Source organism: Amycolatopsis sp. NPDC004772 (assembly GCF_053601215.1).
Map to the genome: position 1 here is coordinate 30,936 of NZ_JBSGBK010000019.1, position 18,791 is coordinate 49,726.

Consider the following 18,791-nt stretch of genomic DNA (forward strand, 5'->3'; position numbering starts at 1 on the left):
CTCCCGCGGCGAGATCCCGAAGAAGCCCGGGTCGAAGCGGGTGGTGTCGTCGAGGAAGCCGCCCTCACGGGCGTAACTCTTGCCGGTCGCGCCGGGTTCGGGGTCGTAGATCTCGTCGAGGTCCCAGCCGCGGTCGGCCGGGAACGGCGTGATGCCGTCGCCGCCCGCGGCGACCAGCCGCCAGAGGTCCTCGGGCGAGCGGACCCCGCCCGGAAACCGGCAGCCGATGCCGACGATGGCGATCGGCTCGTCCGCGGCGACTCCCGTGGCCACGGCGGCTTCGGCCGACGTCCCGGTGCCGAACAGCTCGCCGAGGAACCCGGCGAGGACGGTGACCGTGGGGTGGTCGAACACCAGGGTCGCGGGCAGCCGCAGGCCGGTCGCGGCGGCCAGCCGGGTGCGCAGCTCGACCGCCGTCAGCGAGTCGAAGCCGAGTTCGGAGAAGGCCCGGCCGACGTCGACGGCCGCCGGAGAAGGGTGGCCGAGCACGGCCGCGGCCTGCGCGCGGACCAGGTCGGTCAGCACGCGGTGGGCGTCGGCCGCGCTCAGCCCGGCGAGCCGGGCGGCGTATCCGGACGGCTCCGGAGCGGTCTCCTCGGCGGCGTCCGGGAGCTCGGCGAGCAGCGGCCGGCGGCGGGCGGCGGCGAAGGCCGAGGCGAACCGCGGCCAGTCGACGTCGGCGACGACGACGGTGGTGTCGTCGAGGTCGAGGGCCCGGCCGAGCGCCGTCAGCGCCAGGTCGGGGTCGAGCGGCGGGACACCCTCGGCCGTCAGCCGGTCCCGGTCGACGCCTTCGTCGGCGTCCCAGACACCCCAGGCGATCGACGTCGCGGCCTGCCCGCGGGCCCGGCGGCGCTCGGCGAGCGCGTCGAGGTGGGCGTTGGCCGCCGCGTAAGCGCCGTGAGCGCGGCTGCCGACGACGGCGGCGATGGACGAGAACAGGACGAAGGCGTCGAGGCCGTCCGGGAGCAGCGCGTCGAGGTGGTCGGCGGCGTCCGCCTTGACGCGGCAGGCGCGGTCCAGGAGGTCCGGGCCGGTGTCGGCGAGGGGCACCAGGTCCGTGACGGCGGCGGCGTGGAACACCGACCGCACCGGCCCGTGGGCTTCGAGCACCGCGGCGAGCTGGTCACGGTCGGCGACGTCGCAGAGGGCCTCGACCACTTCGGCGCCGTGCAAGGTCTCGACGCCGGGCAAGGCGGCCGCGGCGAGCACGATCCGGGTGGCGCCCCGGGTGATCAGCCAGCGGGCGAGCCGGACGGCCGCGTGACCGTCGGCGTCGGTGACGAGCACGGTGCCTTCGGGCCGCCAGCGCCGCGCGGGTTCCGCGGTTCCGGCGGGCACGAGCCGGCGGGCGAAGACGCCGGCCGGGCGCAGGGCCACCTGGTCCTCGCCGGTGGTCCCGGCCAGCACGGCGGCCAGCTTCGTGGCCGCGGCTTCGTCGAGAACCGGCGGCAGGTCGACCAGGCCACCCCAGCGGGTCGGGTGCTCGAGCCCGTGGATCCGGCCGAGCCCACAGACGCGGGCCTGCGCCGGGTCGGGCGCGCGGTCGCCGGGTCCGGTGGCCACCGCCGCGTCAGTGAGGAGCCAGAGCGGGGCGTCGAGCCGGGTCAGGTCGAGGGCGGTCGCGGCGTCCGGCCGGACGGCCACCACCCCGGCCAGGTCCTCGGCCTCCTGGACGATCTCGGCACCGTGCGCGGCCAGGATCTCCCGGACGCCGTCGTCCCCGACGACCAGCCAGCGGCCGGAGAGCCGCGCCGGTGGGGTGGCGACGGGGCGCCAGGCGATCCGGTAGCGCCAGGAGTCCGTGGTGGCCTCGTCGTCGCGGCGGCTGCGCCACCTCGCCAGTGCGGGCAGGACGGCGTCGAGCGGGGCGTCTTCGGCGACGTCGAGGGCGCCCGCGAAGGCCGGGACGTCCTGGTCGCCGACGACGTCCCAGAACCGCTGGTCGGCCTGGACCGGCTCGGCTTCCGGGACGTCGAGCCAGTACCGCTCGCGCTGGAAGGCGTAGGTCGGCAGGTCGGCCGCGGGCGCACCGGCGAAGGCCGGCGTCCAGTCGACGGCGACCCCGTTGACGTGCGCTTCGGCGAGGGCGGTGTGGAAGCGGGTCAGGCCACCATCGTTCTTGCGAAGCGATCCCAGCGCGACGACGTCCTCGCCGAGCGCCATGGTCAGGACCGGGTGCGACGACGCTTCGATCAACGTCCCGAAACCTTCGGACTTCAGCCGCTCGATCGCCGTGTCGAGGCGGACGGTACTGCGCAGGTTGGTGTACCAGTACTCGGCGTCCACCCGTTCGTTCCACTCGCCGGTCACGGTCGAGATGAAGGCCGTGTGCCCCGGCTGCGGGTTCACCGGCGCCAGGACGTCGAGGAGTTCGTCGCGCAGCTGCTCGACCTGCGGCGAGTGGGACGCGTAGTCCACCGGGACGCGCTTCACGCGGATGCCGTCCGCGCGGCAGGCCGTCATGAACCCGTCCAAGGCTTCCGGCGTACCGGAGACCACGACGGCCGCAGGTCCGTTGACAGCGGCGATCGAGACGCCCTCGGTCAGCCGTTCCTCGACGGTTTCCCGCGCGGCCGCGACGGACACCATTCCGCCACCACCGGCCAGCGCCAGGATCGCCTTGCTCCGCAACGCCACCACCCGAGCGCCGTCCTCAAGCGACAGTGCCCCCGAGACGACCGCGGCCGCGATCTCCCCCTGCGAGTGACCGACCACCGCGTCAGGAATCACGCCGAACGACCGCCACAGCTCCGCCAGTGACACCATCACCGCGAACAACGCAGGCTGCACCACGTCGACCCGGCTCAACGCCTCCGCATCGGCGAGCACGTCACGAAGTCGCCAGTCCACGAAGGACTCCAGGGCCGCCGCGCATGCATCCAGCCGCGCCGCGAAGACCTCCGACGACTCCGCGAGTTCGAGGGCCATCCCGGCCCACTGCGCGCCCTGGCCGGGGAACACCAGCGCAACCTTGCCCGGCTCCCTCGCCTCACCGGTGATGACGTTGGCCGCGGGAGCGCCCGCGGCGAGCGCGGTGAGGCCGCCGGCCAGATCGTCGCCGACCACGACCGCGCGGTGCCGGAACAGCGACCGCGCGGAGATCAGCGCCGCCCCGACCGACGCGGCCGGAAGCTCGGCGCGGTCGAGCAAGGCGGCCGCCTGTGCCTGCAACGCAGCAGGGGTACGTGCCGAAATGACCCACGGCACTGCATCGCCGGCAACCAGCTCCGGAACGACCTCCGGAGCCTCCTCCAGGACCGCGTGCGCGTTGGTGCCGCTGACGCCGAACGACGAAACGCCCGCCCGCCGCGGCCCGTCGGCCACCCACTCGCGCGACTCGGTCAGCAGCTCCACGGCACCCGCCGACCAGTCCACTTGCGACGACGGCGCGTCGACGTGCAACGTCCGCGGCAGCACCCCGTGCCGCATCGCCAGCACCATCTTGATCACGCCGCCGACACCCGCCGCCGCTTGGGTGTGGCCGATGTTCGACTTCAGCGAACCCAGCCACAGCGGCGTTTCCCGCTCCTGGCCGTACGTCTCCAGCAGCGCCTGCGCCTCGATCGGGTCGCCGAGCGCCGTGCCGGTGCCGTGCGCCTCGACCGCGTCCACTTCGGACGCCGTCAGTCCCGCGTTCGCCAGGGCCTGGCGGATCACCCGCTGCTGCGCGGGGCCGTTGGGGGCGGTGAGGCCGTTGGACGCGCCGTCCTGGTTGACCGCCGTCCCGCGGACGACGGCGAGCACCGGGTGGCCGTGGCGGCGCGCGTCGGACAGCCGTTCCACCAGCAGGAGGCCGGCGCCCTCGCCCCAGCCGGTGCCGTCGGCGGCGTCCGCGAACGACTTGCACCGGCCGTCGGCCGCGAGGCCGCGCTGGCGGCTGAACTCGACGAACAGCGCGGGCGTCGCCAGGACCGTGACCCCGCCGGCCAGCGCCAGGTCGCATTCGCCCTGCCGCAGCGACTGGCACGCCAGATGCAGCGCCACCAGCGACGACGAACACGCCGTGTCCACCGTGATCGCCGGGCCTTCGAGCCCGAACGCGTAGGCGATCCGGCCGGAGGCGACGCTGCCCGCGCTGCCGTTGCCGAGATAGCCCTCGTACCCTTCAAGTCCACTTCGGATGTTCTGCAGCCGGGTGGCGTAGTCCTGGTACATCACGCCGGCGAAGACGCCGGTCCGGCTGCCGCGCACCGCGTCCGGCACGATCCCGGCGCGCTCGAACGCCTCCCACGCGACTTCCAGCAGCAGCCGTTGCTGCGGGTCCGTCGCGGTCGCTTCGCGCGGCGACATGCCGAAGAACTCGGCGTCGAAATCGGCGGCGTCGTGGAGGAATCCGCCTTCACGGACGTAGGACGTCCCGCCGTGGGCGGGATCGTGGTCGAAGAGGTCGGGCCAGCCGCGGTCGGCGGGGAACGCCGAAACGGCGTCGCGGCCCTCGGCGACCAGCCGCCAGAGGTCGTCCGGGGAGGCGATGCCGCCCGGGTAGCGGCAGCTCATGGCGACGATCGCGATCGGCTCGTCGGCGGCGGCCTTCGTCGTGACGACGGTGTCCGCCCGCCGCCCCGCGAGGTGGGCGGCGAGCACCGCCGGCGTCGGGTGGTCGAACACGAGCGTCGCGGGCAGCCGGAGGCCGGTGACGGCGGCGAGGCGGTTGCGGAGGTCGACCGCGGTCAGCGAGTCGAACCCGAGGTCCTTGAACGCGCGGGCGGGGTCGACGGCCTGCGCGGAAGCGTGCCCGAGGACGGCCGCCACCTGCGTCCGGACCAGGTCGAGCAGGCCCTCTTCGGAGAGCTCGCCGACGTGCCCGCCGGCCGCGGCGGCGCGGCGCGCGGGGGCGGGGAAGAGGCCGCGGAACAACGGCGAGACGGTGCCGTCGGCGGCCTGCCGGCGCAGTGCGGCGGCGTCGAGGGCGATCGGAACCAGCGCGGCCGGGCCCGCGACGACGGCGCGGTCGAACAGCGCCAGCCCCTGCGCGGTGTCCAGGGGCCGCACGCCGGAGCGGCCGAGCCGGTCGCGCGCGCGGTCGTCGAGGTGCCCGGTCATCCCGCTGGCCTCGGCCCACAGGCCCCAGGCCAGCGACACGGCGGGCTGCCCGGCCGCCCGGCGACGCTGGGCGAGCGCGTCGAGGTAGGCGTTGGCGGCGGCGTAGTTGCCCTGGCCGCTGCCGCCGGTGGTGCCCGCGGCGGCGGAGAAGAGCACGAACGCGGCGAGGTCGCCGGTCAGCTCGTCGAGGTTGCGGGCGGCGTCGGCCTTCGGGCGCAGGACCGCGGCCAGCCGCTCCGGGGTGAGGGCCTCGACGACGCCGTCGTCGAGGACACCGGCGGCGTGCACGACGGCGGTGATCCGGTGCGCGGCCAGCACTTCGGCGAGTGCGTCGCGATCGGCGGCGTCGCAGGCGACGAAGACGGCGTCCGGCAGGTCGGCGGCGAGTTCGGCGGCGCCGGGCGCGTCTGCGCCGCGGCGGCTGAGCAGGACCAGGTCCCGGACGCCGTGCTGCCGCGCGAGGTGCCGGGCGACGAGCCCGCCGAGCACGCCCGAGGCGCCGGTCACGAGGACGGCGCCGTCACCCCAGTCCGGCGTCTCGCCGGTGGCGGTGACCCGGGCGAGCCGGGGCACGAAGTGACGTCCACCGCGGACGGCCGTCTGCGGCTCGAGCGGGACGATCGGGTGTTCGGGGTCGTCGGTGTCCAGCAGCGCGAACCGGCCGGGGTGTTCCGACTGGGCCGAGCGCACGAGCCCCCACGCGGCGGCGAGGCCGGGATCGGGAGCTTCACCGTCGTGCACGGCGACGGCGCCGCTGCTGACGAAGACGAGCACCTCGGGCCGCTCGGTGGCGAGCCAGTCCTGGACGAGCCCGAGCACGAGGTGGACCGGCGCCCCGCTGATCGGTTCGAAGACGGCGTCGGCCTCGGCCGCTCCGGCCGGGACTTCGGTCCAGTCCACTTCGTACAGATCGTCGGCACGGTCCAGCCCGCCGGTGGGGAGCGGGCGGAGGACGAGGGATTCCGCCGTCGCGACCGGGGCGCCCGCCGGGTCCGCGACCTCGACCGTGACCTCGTCCGCGCCGCGGCGGGTGAGGCGGACGCGCAGCGCCGACGCGCCGGTCGCGTGCAAGGTCACGCCCGTCCAGGCAAACGGGAGTCTGGCCTGCCCGTCCTCAGTGGACATCATCAGGGCGAGGGGGTGCAGGGCCGTGTCCAGCAGGGCCGGGTGCAGGCCGAAGCGGGCCGCGTCGCGGTCGTCCGGCAGTGCGACCTCGGCGAAGATCTCGCCGCCGCGGCGCCAGGCCGAACGCAAGCCCTGGAAAGCGGGCCCGTAGCCGTAACCCGCCGTCGCGCGGAGGCCGTCGTAGAACCCGTCGAGGTCGATCCTGGCCGCGCCCTCGGGCGGCCAGGAGTCCAAGGTGAACCCGGCTTCGGGGGTGCCGGGCGCGAGCACGCCGGTCGCGTGGCGCGTCCACGGGTCGTCCTCGTCGCGGCGCGAATGGACCTCGATGGCGCGCCGGCCGGTTTCGTCGGCCGCGCCCACCCAGACCTGCAGCGCGCGGGCGTCGCCGTCGGGCAGCGTCAGCGGGGTTTCGAGGGTGAGCTCCTCGACGGTGCCGCAGCCGGCGCGGTCGCCGGCCTGCACGGCCAGTTCGACGAACGCGGTGCCGGGTAACAGGATCGTGCCGTGCACGGCGTGGTCGGCCAGCCACGGCTGCGCCTGCGGGGAGACGCGTCCGGTGAGGACGAGACCGTCGCCCGCGGCCAGGGTCACCGCCGCGCCGAGCAGCGGGTGCCCGGTGGTGCTGAGGCCGAGCGCGCCCGCGTCACCGGGGTCCGCGACGACGGTGGGCCAGAACCGTTCACGCTGGAAGGCATAGGTGGGGAGGTCGACCGTACGGGCGCCGGGGAAGGCCGGCGCCCAGTCGACGGCGACACCCCTGACGTGGGCCTCGGCGAGGGCGGCGTGGAAGCGGGTCAGGCCGCCGTCGTTCTTCCGGAGTGATCCCAGCGCGACGACGTCTTCGCCGAGCGCCATGGTCAGCACCGGGTGCGGCGACGCTTCGATGAACGTCCCGAAACCTTCGCTCTTCAGACGCTCGATTGCCGTGTCGAGGCGGACGGTGCTGCGGAGGTTGGTGTACCAGTACTCGGCATCCACCCGTTCGTTCCACTCGCCGGTCACCGTCGAGAGGAAGGCGATCTCGCTCTCGCGGGGTGTGACCGGTGCGAGGACGTCCAGCAGCTCGTCACGCAGTTGCTCGACCTGCGCCGAGTGGGACGCGTAGTCCACGGGCACCCGCTTCGCACGGATCCCGTCGGCTTCGCAGGACTTGATCAGCTCGTCGAGATCGTTCGACGCACCGGACACCACCACGGCGGCCGGGCCGTTCACCGCGGCGATCGAGAGGCCTTCGCTCAGCATCTCCTCGACGGTTTCCCTGGCGGCCGCGACGGACACCATCCCGCCACCACCGGCCAGCGCCAGGATCGCCTTGCTCCGCAACGCCACCACCCGAGCACCGTCCTCAAGCGACAGTGCACCCGCGACAACCGCAGCCGCGATCTCACCCTGCGAGTGACCGACCACCGCATCCGGAACAACACCGAACGACCGCCACAGCTCCGCCAGCGACACCATCACCGCGAACAACGCAGGCTGCACCACATCGACCCGGCTCAACGCCTCCGCGTCAGCCAGCACGTCACGGAGATTCCAGTCCACAAAGGACTTCAGGGCCGTGCCGCATTCCTCGAGACGGGCCGCGAACACCGGCGACGATTCCGCGAGCTCGAGCGCCATCCCGGCCCACTGCGACCCCTGGCCGGGAAAGACGAGTGCCACCTTGCCCGGCGCACCAGCCTCCCCGGTGATGACGTTCGCCGCCGGGACGCCCTCGGCGAGCGCGGTGAGACCACCGGCGAGATCGCCGACCACGACCGCGCGGTGCGGGAACGCCGTCCGGGTGCTGACCAGCGAAAACCCGACGTCCGCGGCCTCCCCTTCGTGCCCGGCCAGTGCCGCGGCCTGCGCCTTGAGCGCGTCGGGAGTCCGCGCGGACAGCACCCACGGCACCGGGCCGGTCGCGTTCGAAGGTGCCGGTTCCTCGGCGTCCGGTGCGGCTTCGAGGATGGCGTGGGCGTTGGTGCCGCTCATGCCGAACGCGGACACGCCCGCGCGGCGCGGCTCGCCGGTCTCCGGCCAGGGCCGGGCCTCGGTGAGCAGCCGGACCCCGCCGGACGCCCAGTCGACGTGCGAGGTCGGGGCGTCGACGTGCAATGTCCGCGGCAGGACGCCGTGCCGCATCGCCATGACCATCTTGATCACCCCGGCGACCCCCGCGGCACCCTGGGTGTGGCCGATGTTCGACTTCAGCGAGCCGAGGAACAGCGGGTCGTCGGCGGGGCGGGCGCGGCCGTAGGTGGCCAGCAGGGCCTGCGCCTCGATCGGGTCGCCGAGGGTGGTGCCGGTGCCGTGCGCCTCGACCGCGTCGACCTGCTTCGCCGAGAGCCGCGCGTTGGCGAGGGCGTCGGCGATCACGCGCTCCTGCGCGGGGCCGTTGGGGGCGGTGAGGCCGTTGGAGGCGCCGTCGGAGTTGATCGCCGAGCCGCGGACGACGGCGAGCACCGGGTGGCCGTGCCGCTGGGCGTCGGACAGTCGTTCGAGGACCAGCATGCCGGCGCCTTCGCCCCAGCCGGTGCCGTCGGCGGCGTCGGCGAAGGACTTGCAGCGGCCGTCGGGGGCCAGGCCGCGCTGCCGGCTGAAGGCGACGAACGCCGCCGGGGTGGACAGGACGGTCACGCCGCCGGCGAGGGCGAGGGAGCACTCGCGGCGGCGAAGCGCGTGACAGGCCCAGTGCAGCGCAACGAGCGAAGAGGAGCACGCCGTGTCGACGGTGACGGCGGACCCCGCGAGGCCGAGGAAGTACGCCAGCCGCCCGGAGACGACGGCGGTCGCGGTGCCGGTGAGCAGGTGCCCTTCGAGGTTGTCGCCGGCGCCGCGCATGAGGTTCGCGTAGTCCTGGCCGGTATTGCCGACGAAGACACCGGTCTCGGAGCCCGCCAGCGACGCCGGGTCGATGCGGGCGCGTTCGATGGCCTCCCAGGTCGTCTCCAGGAGCAGCCGCTGCTGGGCGTCCATGGCGAGGGCTTCGCGCGGGGAGATGCCGAAGAAGCCGGCGTCGAAGTCGGCGACGTCGTGCAGGAAGCCGCCGGACGCGGTGTGGGAGGTGCCGGGCCGGTCCGGATCAGGGTCGCGGAGTGCGTCGAGGTCCCAGCCGCGGTTGTCCGGGAACCCGGTGACGGCGTCGGCGCCCGCGGCGACCAGGTCCCACAGCTGTTCCGGGCTGTTGACGCCGCCGGGCAGGCGGCACCCCATTCCGACGATCGCGATCGGTTCCTGCTCGGCGTCTTCCACCGCCTGCAGCCGCCGGCGCGTCTGGTGCAGATTGGTCGTGACCCACCTGAGGTGTTCGCGCAGCGTCTCCTCGTCGGCCATCTCAGTGCCACCAGCCTTTTCTCCAGCGAAGTGCGGACACCCGGCACATCCGCGCGCCGAAGTGGCATCAAAGTGAGGCTATGGGACCGGTTTTGGGCCTACAACCCCTAAAGATCCCGCCGACAGGGGCCCCTACGGGCGTTTTACAATTTCCCGAGATCATTGTTGATGAATTCCAGAAGTGCGTCATCATCGGCGAAATCGAGTTCGCCGGTCTTTTCTTCTCGTTCGGAATAGCGGCCCAGCAGGGTTTGCAGCCGCACGGCGAGTTCGGTCCGCGTCAGCCGGTCGGGTTCGCCGGCGGCGAGGGCCGCTTCCAGCCGGTCGAGCTCGGCCAGGACGCTCGGGGCGCCGTCGTCCAGCTGCGCGCGCAGGTGCTCGGCGAGCGCGGTGGCGTTGGGGTGGTTGAAGACGAGGGTCGGCGGCAGGGTGAGCCCGGTCGCGGCGGCGAGCCGGGTCCGCAGCTCGACGGCGGTGAGCGAGTCGAAGCCGAGTTCGGTGAAGGCCCGCTTGGCGTCGACGGCGTCGGCCGTGGCGTGCCCCAGCACCTGCGCGGCTTCGGTCCGGACCAGGGCGAGCAGGTCGGCGGGCCGCCGAACCTCGGCCGGCTGCGGTTCGGGCAGCTTCGCCTCGGGCAGCTCGGCCAGCAGCCGGCTCGGCCGGGTGGCGGTGAAGGCGGCGGCGAACCGGGCCCAGTCGACATCGGCGACGACCACCGAGTCCTCCCCCGCGGTCCGCATCGCGGTGAGAGCAGCATCGGCCGGCAGCGGCGTCAGCCCTCGCCGGCGCAGGTGCTCCTGCTCGGCGGCACCGGCGGCCATCCCGCTGCCGGCCCACGGCCCCCACGCGACGGAGGTGGCTTTCCGCCCGGCGGCGCGTCGACGTTCGGCGAGGGCGTCGAGGTGCGCGTTGGCGGCGGCGTAGGCGGTCTGGCCGCCCGCGCCCCAGATGCCGGAGATGGAGGAGAAGAGGATGAAGGCGTCGAGGTCGTCACCGAGGAGCTGGTCGAGGTGGTCGGCGCCGGCGACTTTGGCGTGGAGGACCTTGCGGAAGTCGTCGTCGGAAAGGTCGGCGAAGGCGGTGGCCTGACTGACCCCGGCGGCGTGGACGACGGCGGTGACCTGCGGGATCTGTCCGATCGCCCGGGCCAGGTCGTCGCGGTCGGAGACGTCGCAGGCGAGGACGGTCGCTTTCGCCCCGGCGGCCTCGAGGTCCTCGACGAGGCTGTCGGCGCCGGGGGCTTGAGGGCCGCGGCGGCTGAGGAGGACGAGGTGGTCGGCACCGGCGCGCGCGGCCCAGCGGGCCACGGTGGCGCCGAGGGCCCCGGTGCCGCCGGTGACGAGGACGGTGCCACTGGGAGTCCATTGCGCGGCGGGTAGCGGGGCGCGGACGATCCGCCGGGCGTAGGTGCCGGACGGCCGCAGGGCGATTTGGTCCTCTGCGTCGGCGCCGTGCTGGACCGCTTGGAGTGGGCCACGCGCACCGGCGACAATTCCCCACACCTGCGCGACGAGGCGCTCGTCCGGGGTCTCCGGGACATCGACCAAGCCGCCCCACCGGTCCGGCGTCTCCAGGGCCAGCGCCCGGCCGAACCCCCACAGCGCGGCCAACCCCGGATCCCCGGCAGCCGCGTCCCCGGGCACGGCGACCGCACCCGAGGTCACGCACCACAGCGGCCCCACGCCGGCCCGGGCCAGCGCCGCCGCGTCGGCCAAGGCGTCGTCACCCGGGGCCGAAACCAGGAAGACTCCGTCGAACGGCCCCTCGGCCGGCTCTCCCGGCCCGGCCACGCAGACTCCGGGCCGCACCAGCGCATCCGCCCAGCGGCGCGCCGCACCCGGGGCCGCCACGATCGCGTACCGGCCCGACGGGATTACCGCGCCCGGCTCGGGCACCGGAACCCAGGTCACCCGGTAGCGCCACGACTCGGTCTCCACGGCTCCGGCCCGGTCCCGCCGCCAGGACGCCAGCGCGGGCAGCACCTTGGCGACGTCCTCCTCCGGCACACCCGTCCCGGCCGCCAGCCCGGCGACGTCCGCGCGGTCGACGGCCGACCAGAACTGCGCGTCGAGCTCGCCGCCCGCCGGACGCGGGGCCGGCCAGAAGCGCTCGCGCTGGAAAGCGTACGTGGGCAACGGAATCCGGCGGCCGGGCAGTTCCGTCCAGTCCACCGGCACCCCGGCGGTGGACAACCCGGCCAACGCCGTGAAGAACGTCCGCACCTCGTCGCGGTCGCGACGCAGCGCCGGGATCGCCCGGCCCGGGACCATCGAGCTGAGCACCCCGTCGGGCCCCAGTTCCAGGAACACCCCGACCCCGGATTCCTCCAAAGTGGACACCCCGTCGGCGAACCGGACCGCCTCCCGCACGTGCCGCGCCCAATATGCCGCGTCAAACGGCAAAGCGAGAGCACCGCTCACATTCGAGAGCACCGGTATCTGTGCCGGGTGGTACTGGAGTTGTTCGGCGACCGCACGGAACTCGTCGAGCATCGGATCCATCAACGGCGAGTGGAACGCGTGACTCACCGTGAGCCGCTTGGTCTTCACACCGCGCTCGGCGAACTCGGCGGCGATGGCCAGGACCGCGGCCTCGTCGCCGGAGATCACCACGGACTCCGGGCCGTTCACCGCCGCGATCGAGACACCCTCTTGCAGAACGATCGCGGACTCGGGAGCCGCGATCGACACCATCGCCCCACCGGCGGGCAGCGCCTGCATCAGTGACGCCCGTGCCGCGACCAATCGACAAGCGTCCACAAGAGACAGAACTCCGGCGACGTGGGCGGCCGAGATTTCGCCGATCGAGTGGCCGGCAACGAAGTCCGGACGCACTCGCCACGATTCGAAAAGGCGGTACAACGCGACTTCGACCGCGAACAACGCAGGTTGCGCCGATCCGGTCGCGTCCAAAGTGGACCCCGCGAAGACGACATCGTGCAGCGGACGCTCCAACAGCAGGTCGAACTCCGCACACACGGCGTCGAACGCCTCGGCGTACACCGGGAACCGGTCATACAGTCCCCGTCCCATGCCGACCCGCTGCGCGCCCTGCCCGGTGAAGAGCACGGCGAGCGAGCCCGGTTCGACGTCCCCGCGGATCACGCCCGGATCCGGCGCCCCGTCCGCCAGCGCCGTCAGGCCGCGGACGAGGTCACCGTCGTCCTCGGCGAGCACCACCGCGCGCCGGGACAGGGCCGCGCGGCCGGTCGCCAGCGAAAAAGCGACGTCCGGCAGGGCGCCGCGCTCGCCGGCGAGCAGGCGGCGGGCTTGCTCGCGCAACCCCGGCTCGGTCTGCGCCGAGACCGGCACCGGAAGCAGACCCACCGGCGCGGTGTCGTGCACGACGACGTCGTCCGGCGCCTGTTCGAGGATGGTGTGGGCGTTGGTGCCGGAGATCCCGAAGGACGACACGCCCGCGCGGCGCGGCCGGTCGGACGGCCACTTCCGCGTCTCGGCGAGCACTTCCACCGCGCCCGCCGACCAGTCCACCTGCGACGATGGCGCGTCGACGTGCAGCGTCCGCGGCAGGACGCCGTTCCGCATCGCCATGACCATCTTGATGATCCCGGCGACGCCGGCCGCGGCCTGCGTGTGGCCCAGGTTGGACTTGACCGACCCCAGCCACAGCGGCTCGTCGCGACCCTGGCCGTAGGTGGCCAGCAAGGCCTGCGCCTCGATCGGGTCGCCGAGCTTGGTGCCGGTGCCGTGCGCCTCCACGGCGTCCACTTCGGACGGACCGAGACCGGCGTCGGCGAGAGCCGCCCGGATCACCCGCTGCTGCGACGGGCCGTTCGGCGCCGTCAAGCCATTCGACGCACCATCGGAATTGACCGCCGAACCGCGGACCACGGCCAGGACCTCGTGACCGTTGCGGCGCGCGTCCGACAGCCGTTCCACCAGCAGCAGGCCGACGCCTTCGCCCCAGCCCGTACCGTCGGCACCCTCGGCGAAGGCCTTGCAGCGGCCGTCCGGGGCGAGCCCGCCCTGGCGGTCGAACTCGACGAACGCACCCGGCGTCGCCATCACGGTGACGCCACCGGCGACGGCGAGATCGCACTCGCCCGCCCGCAGCGCCTGGCGCGCCCAGTGGAGCGCGACCAGCGAGGACGAGCACGCGGTGTCAACGGTGACGGCGGGCCCTTCGAGCCCGAAGGCGTAGGCGATCCGGCCGGAGACGACGGCGGCGGCGTTGCCCGTGCCGACGTAGCCGGCGACGTCGTCGCCCGCGTCGGTGAGCAAGGCAGGGTAGTCCTGGCCGTTGGTGCCGGCGAAGACGCCGACGCGCTCACCGCGCACCGAGCGCGGATCCCGGCCGGCGCGCTCGAAGAGCTCCCAGGCGGTCTCGAGGAGGAGCCGCTGCTGCGGGTCCATGGCCGTGGCTTCGCGCGGCGAGATGCCGAAGAGCTCGGCATCGAAATCGGCCACGTCTGTGAGAAACCCACCCGGCTTGACGGCGCCCAGCGCGGAGGGCCACCCGCGATCGACAGGCGGAGCGGACAGGGCATCGCCCCCGCGGGCGACGAGGTCCCAAAGGTCTTCGGGCGAGCGAACATCCCCAGGGAACCGGCAAGCCATCGCCACGATGGCGATCGGCTCGTCATCGCGCATTCCGGCAGGGTGCTCCATTTCGAGAGCAGTGCTCTTACCTTGGAGCAGTGCACACAGATGCTGGGCGAGAGCATCCGGATCGGGATGGTCGAAGGTGAGGGTGGCGGACAACTCAAGCCCGGTGGCGGAGCGCAGCCGGTTGCGCAGTTCGACGGCCGAGAGAGAGGTGAAGCCCAGGTCGCTGAAGGCCCGCCGCCGATCGACAGAGCCGCCCGAGGCATGCCCAAGCACGGCGGCAACCTGTTCCCGGACAAGCTCAAGAACACCGGCGGCGGTGAAGCCGCGCGCGCCAGTGGCGGAGTCGCGGGCGGCGGCTGCGGCGGGATTGGCAACGGCAGCCGCGGCGGCGTTGCGGGCGGCGGCCACGGCGGAGTCGCGGGCGTTGGCCGCGGCGGGATTGCGGGCGCCTCCTGCGGCGGGATCGGCGGCGGGGTTGGCAACGGCAGCCGCGGCGGCGTTGCGGGCGCCCACCGCGGCGGGGTTGGCGGCAGCAGCCGCGGCAGGGTTGGCAGCAGCCGCGGCAGGGTTGGCGGCGGCAGCCGCAGCGGGGTTGGCGGTGGTGCTGCGCGCGATGGTGTTGGCCGTCTTGGAGGCGGCGGGAAAGGCACGATTGGTGGCGGGCGCAGTGATGCCGCCCGCGTTGCGGGTGGACGCTGGGAGTTCCGCGAGCAGGGGGCTTGGGCGGACCGCCGCGAATGCCGGGGCGAAAATCTGCCAGTCGATGTCGGCGATGGTGATCGTTGTGTCGCCTGTGGACAGGGCGCCTTCGAGCGCCGCCAGAGCGAGGTCGGGGTCCAGTGGGCGGAGGCCGGCGGCGGCTAGCCGTGCCGTTATGTCGGCTCCTGCCATGCCTCCTCCGGACCAGGGGCCCCATGCCACCGCGAGGGCCGGCCGGCCTGCTGCTCGGCGGGCTTCGGCCAGGGCGTCGAGGCGGGCGTTGGCCGCTGCGTAGGCGGCCTGGCCCGCCGCTCCGAGGGTGGCCGCCATGCCCGAAAAGACGATGAATGCGTCCAGGTTGCGGGTGAGTTCGCTCAGGTTGACCGCGCCGGTGACCTTGGCCGCTTCGACGTTGGCGAGGCGCTCGGGCGTGAGGGTGTCGATGATGCCGTCGTCGAGGGTGCCTGCCGTGTGGACCACCGCGCGGAGGTCGTCGCCTATTTGGTCGACTACGGCCGCCAGGGCGTCGCGGTCGGTTACGTCGCAGGACTTGATGGTGGTTTCGGTCCCTGCGTTGGCGAGTTCGGCGGCCAGGTCCTCTGCGCCGGGGGTGTCGGGGCCGCGGCGGGAGATCAGGACGAGCCGGTCGGCTCCGTTGGCGGCGGCCCAGCGGGCGACGCGGGCGCCCAGCGCTCCCGTTCCTCCGGTGATCAGGACCGTGCCGCGCGGGTGCCAATTCCGGGAGGGGCCGGTGGGCGGGGCGGGGACCAAGCGGCGGGCGAATGCTCCGGAAGCTCGGATGGCCACTTGATCTTCGCTGCCGCCCACGACGGCCAGTAGTCGGGCTGCCGCGCGGGTGTCCAGAGTGGGCGGGAGGTCCACCAAGCCGCCCCAGCGGTCGGGGTGCTCCAGGGCCGCCGTTCGGCCGAATCCCCAGAGGGACGCCTGTTCCGGGGCCTTCAGCTCGTCGGATCGGCCGATCGTCACCGCTCCGCGGGTCAGGGACCACAGCGGGGCCTTGATGCCCGCGTCGCCGAGGGCTTGGACCAAGGTTGCCGTTGCCGGGAGGTCGACCAGCGAAAGGATTGCCGTCCAGTTGTGGGCTGAGAGCTCGCGGAGGCGGTCGGCCAGTGCGGGGCGGGATTCGTTCGTCACGGTCAGGGGTACGACGCCGGTGAGCAGGGTCGCCAAGGCCGCGGCCGGTTCGCTGCCCTCGGGGGCGATCAACAGCCAGTCGCCCGGTTGTCCGGCTGCCGGGACCAGCGGCTTCCACTCGGTCCGGTAGCGCCACGACGCCACCTTGCCGTCCCGGCGGCTTCGGTCGCGCCACGCCGACAACGCCGGGCGGATGGCTTCCGCCAGCTGCTCGTCGAGACCCAGCGTTTCCGCGAGGTTCGGGCTTTCGACCGCCGACCAGAATGCCCGGTCCTCCGTGGACACTTCCGGCGGCGGGCCGGTCAGCCAGTAGTGCTGTCGCTGGAACGCGTACGTGGGCAGGTCCGCGTGCCTCTCGGAAGGCAGGAGCTGTGTCCAGTCGACGACCACACCCTGGACGTGAGCAGTGCTCAACGCCGAGAGCAGTGCTCTCGTTTCAGAGCGGTCTCGCCGCAACGCCGGGATCGCCGTGCCGCCGACCATGGCGCTGAGGATGCCGTCGGGGCCCAGCTCCAGGAACACGCCGACGCCCGCGGATTCCAAGGTGGACACTCCGTCGGCGAAGCGGACCGTCTCGCGCACGTGGCGGACCCAGTACTCGGCTGAGAACGTCGAAGCGAGAGCACCGCTCACATTCGAGAGCACTGGTATCTGCGCTGGGTGGTACGTGAGGGTCTCGGCGATCGCGCGGAACTCGGCGAGCATTGGGTCCATGAGTGGGGAGTGGAACGCGTGGCTCACCGGGAGACGCTTGGTTTTGGGGAACTGAGCGGCGATGTCGAGGACCGCGGCCTCGTCCCCGGAGATCACGACCGACTCAGGGCCATTGACCGCTGCGACGGCGACACCCTCGGTGAGGGGGATGGCAGATTCGGGGGCGACGATCGAGACCATCGCGCCACCGGCGGGCAGCGCCTGCATCAACGACGCGCGAGCGGAGACCAGGCGGCAGGCATCCTCGAGGGAGAGGACACCGGCCACGTGGGCAGCGACCAGTTCGCCGATCGAGTGGCCAGCCACGAAGTCCGGGCGCACACCGAAGGACGACACCAACCGAAACAGCGCCACCTCGAGCGCGAACAACGCCGGTTGGGTGAACTCCGTCCGATCCAACAGCGACTGATCATCAAAAGCCGCCCGCAACGACGGATCGAAGTGCGAAAGGACCTCATCGAAAGCCGCAGCATAAACCGGGAAACGCTCGTAGAGCTCCAGACCCATCCCGACCCGCTGCGCACCCTGGCCGGTGAACAACACCGCCAACCCGCCCGGGACAACCCTTCCGCGCACCACGTTGGGCGCTTCACCGCCCGCAGCCAGAGCCGAAAGGCCCGTCCGGAACTCGGCCGCCGACGAGCCGAACACCACCGCTCGATCCTCGAACGTCGCCCGGCCGGACAACAGCGTCGCACCAACCTCCAAGGGAGACTCGTCGGCATAAGGCACAAGTGCCGCGGCCTGCGCACACAGAGCCTCCGCGCCGCGCCCCGACACCAGCCACGGAACCGGCCCCGAAAGAGGTGACGGCGACGAAGTAGGCGAAGGCGAAACCCCCTCCAGGATCACGTGCGCGTTCGTCCCCGAAATCCCGAACGACGACACCCCCGCCCGGCGTGGACGTTCAGCCGGCCACTCGCGCGCCGAGGTCAGCAACCGGACCTCGCCCGTAGACCAGTCTATTTTGGACGATGGCGAGTCCACGTGCAACGTCTGCGGGAGGACGCCATGGCGCATGGCCTGCACCATCTTGATCACGCCCGCCACGCCGGATGCCGACTGCGTGTGGCCGATGTTCGACTTCACCGATCCCAACCACAGCGGTGTCGAACGGTCCTGGCCGTACGTCGCCAGCAGGGCCTGCGCCTCGATCGGGTCGCCCAGGGCCGTGCCCGTTCCGTGGGCCTCGACGACATCGACGTCCGATGGGGACAACCCCGCCGCCGACAACGCCGCCGTGATCACGCGGCGCTGGGACGGGCCGTTCGGCGCCGTGAGGCCGTTCGACGCGCCGTCGGAGTTCACCGCCGAGCCGCGGAGGAGCGCCAGGACCGGGTGGCCGTTGCGGCGCGCGTCCGACAGGCGCTCCACCAGCAGCAACCCCACGCCTTCGGCCCAGCCCGTTCCGTCGGCCGCGTCGGCGAAGGCCTTGCAACGGCCGTCCGCGGCCAGGCCGCCCTGGCGGTCGAACTCGGCGAACGTGCCCGGGGTGGCCATGATCGTGACGCCGCCGGCGATCGCGAGGATGCACTCGCCGCGTCGCAACGCCTGGGTGGCCAAATGCAACGCCACCAGCGAGGACGAGCACGCCGAGTCGATCGTGAGCGACGGGCCCTCCAGGCCGAGGTGGTACGACAACCGTCCGGAAAGGACACTGCCCGCCGTTCCGGTGAGCAGGTAGCCGGCCACCTCCTCATCGCCGGCGGTGCCGTACCCGGACGCCGCGCCGCCCACGAACACGCCGGTGCTGCTGCGCCGCAACGACTTCGGCGCGATTCGAGCCCGCTCCAGGAGTTCCCACGACGTCTCCAGCAGGAGCCGCTGCTGCGGGTCCATGGCCAGCGCTTCACGAGGTGAGATGCCGAAGAAATCCGCGTCGAACTCGGCCGCGTCGTGGAGGAAGCCGCCCTGGAACCGGCCCAGGGGCCAGCCGCGGTCGCCGGGGAAGCCGCCGATCGCGTCCGTTCCGCTCTCGACCAGGCGCCACAGGTCCTCGGGCGAAGCGACGCCGCCCGGGTAGCGGCAGCTCATGGCCACGATCGCGACGGGCTCGGAGTCCCGGGCCTCGACGTCGGCCAGCCGGTCGCGGGTGTCCTTCAGATCGGCCGTGACGAACTTGAGGTAGTCACGGAGTTTCTGCTCGTTGGCCATCAAAGCCCCACTGTC

Annotated in this window: 2 protein-coding genes (1 of these 2 only partly in view); both read right to left on the reverse strand. The window is 73.1% G+C overall.

All coding sequences use genetic code 11. The features are described from left to right. A protein-coding gene (locus ACWEF6_RS14735) for a beta-ketoacyl synthase N-terminal-like domain-containing protein (protein ID WP_449683389.1) crosses the window boundary here: on the reverse strand, positions 1–9,486 show its 5' portion. The gene continues 4,878 nt to the left of window position 1, outside the view; 9,486 of the gene's 14,364 nt are visible here — the first part of the coding sequence; its start codon is at positions 9,484–9,486; the stop codon falls past the left edge of the window. Between the two features lie 143 nt (positions 9,487–9,629). Next, entirely contained in the window at positions 9,630–18,779 is a 9,150-nt protein-coding gene (locus ACWEF6_RS14740) for a type I polyketide synthase (protein ID WP_449683390.1), read from the reverse strand. Positions 18,780–18,791: the final 12 nt, after the last annotated feature.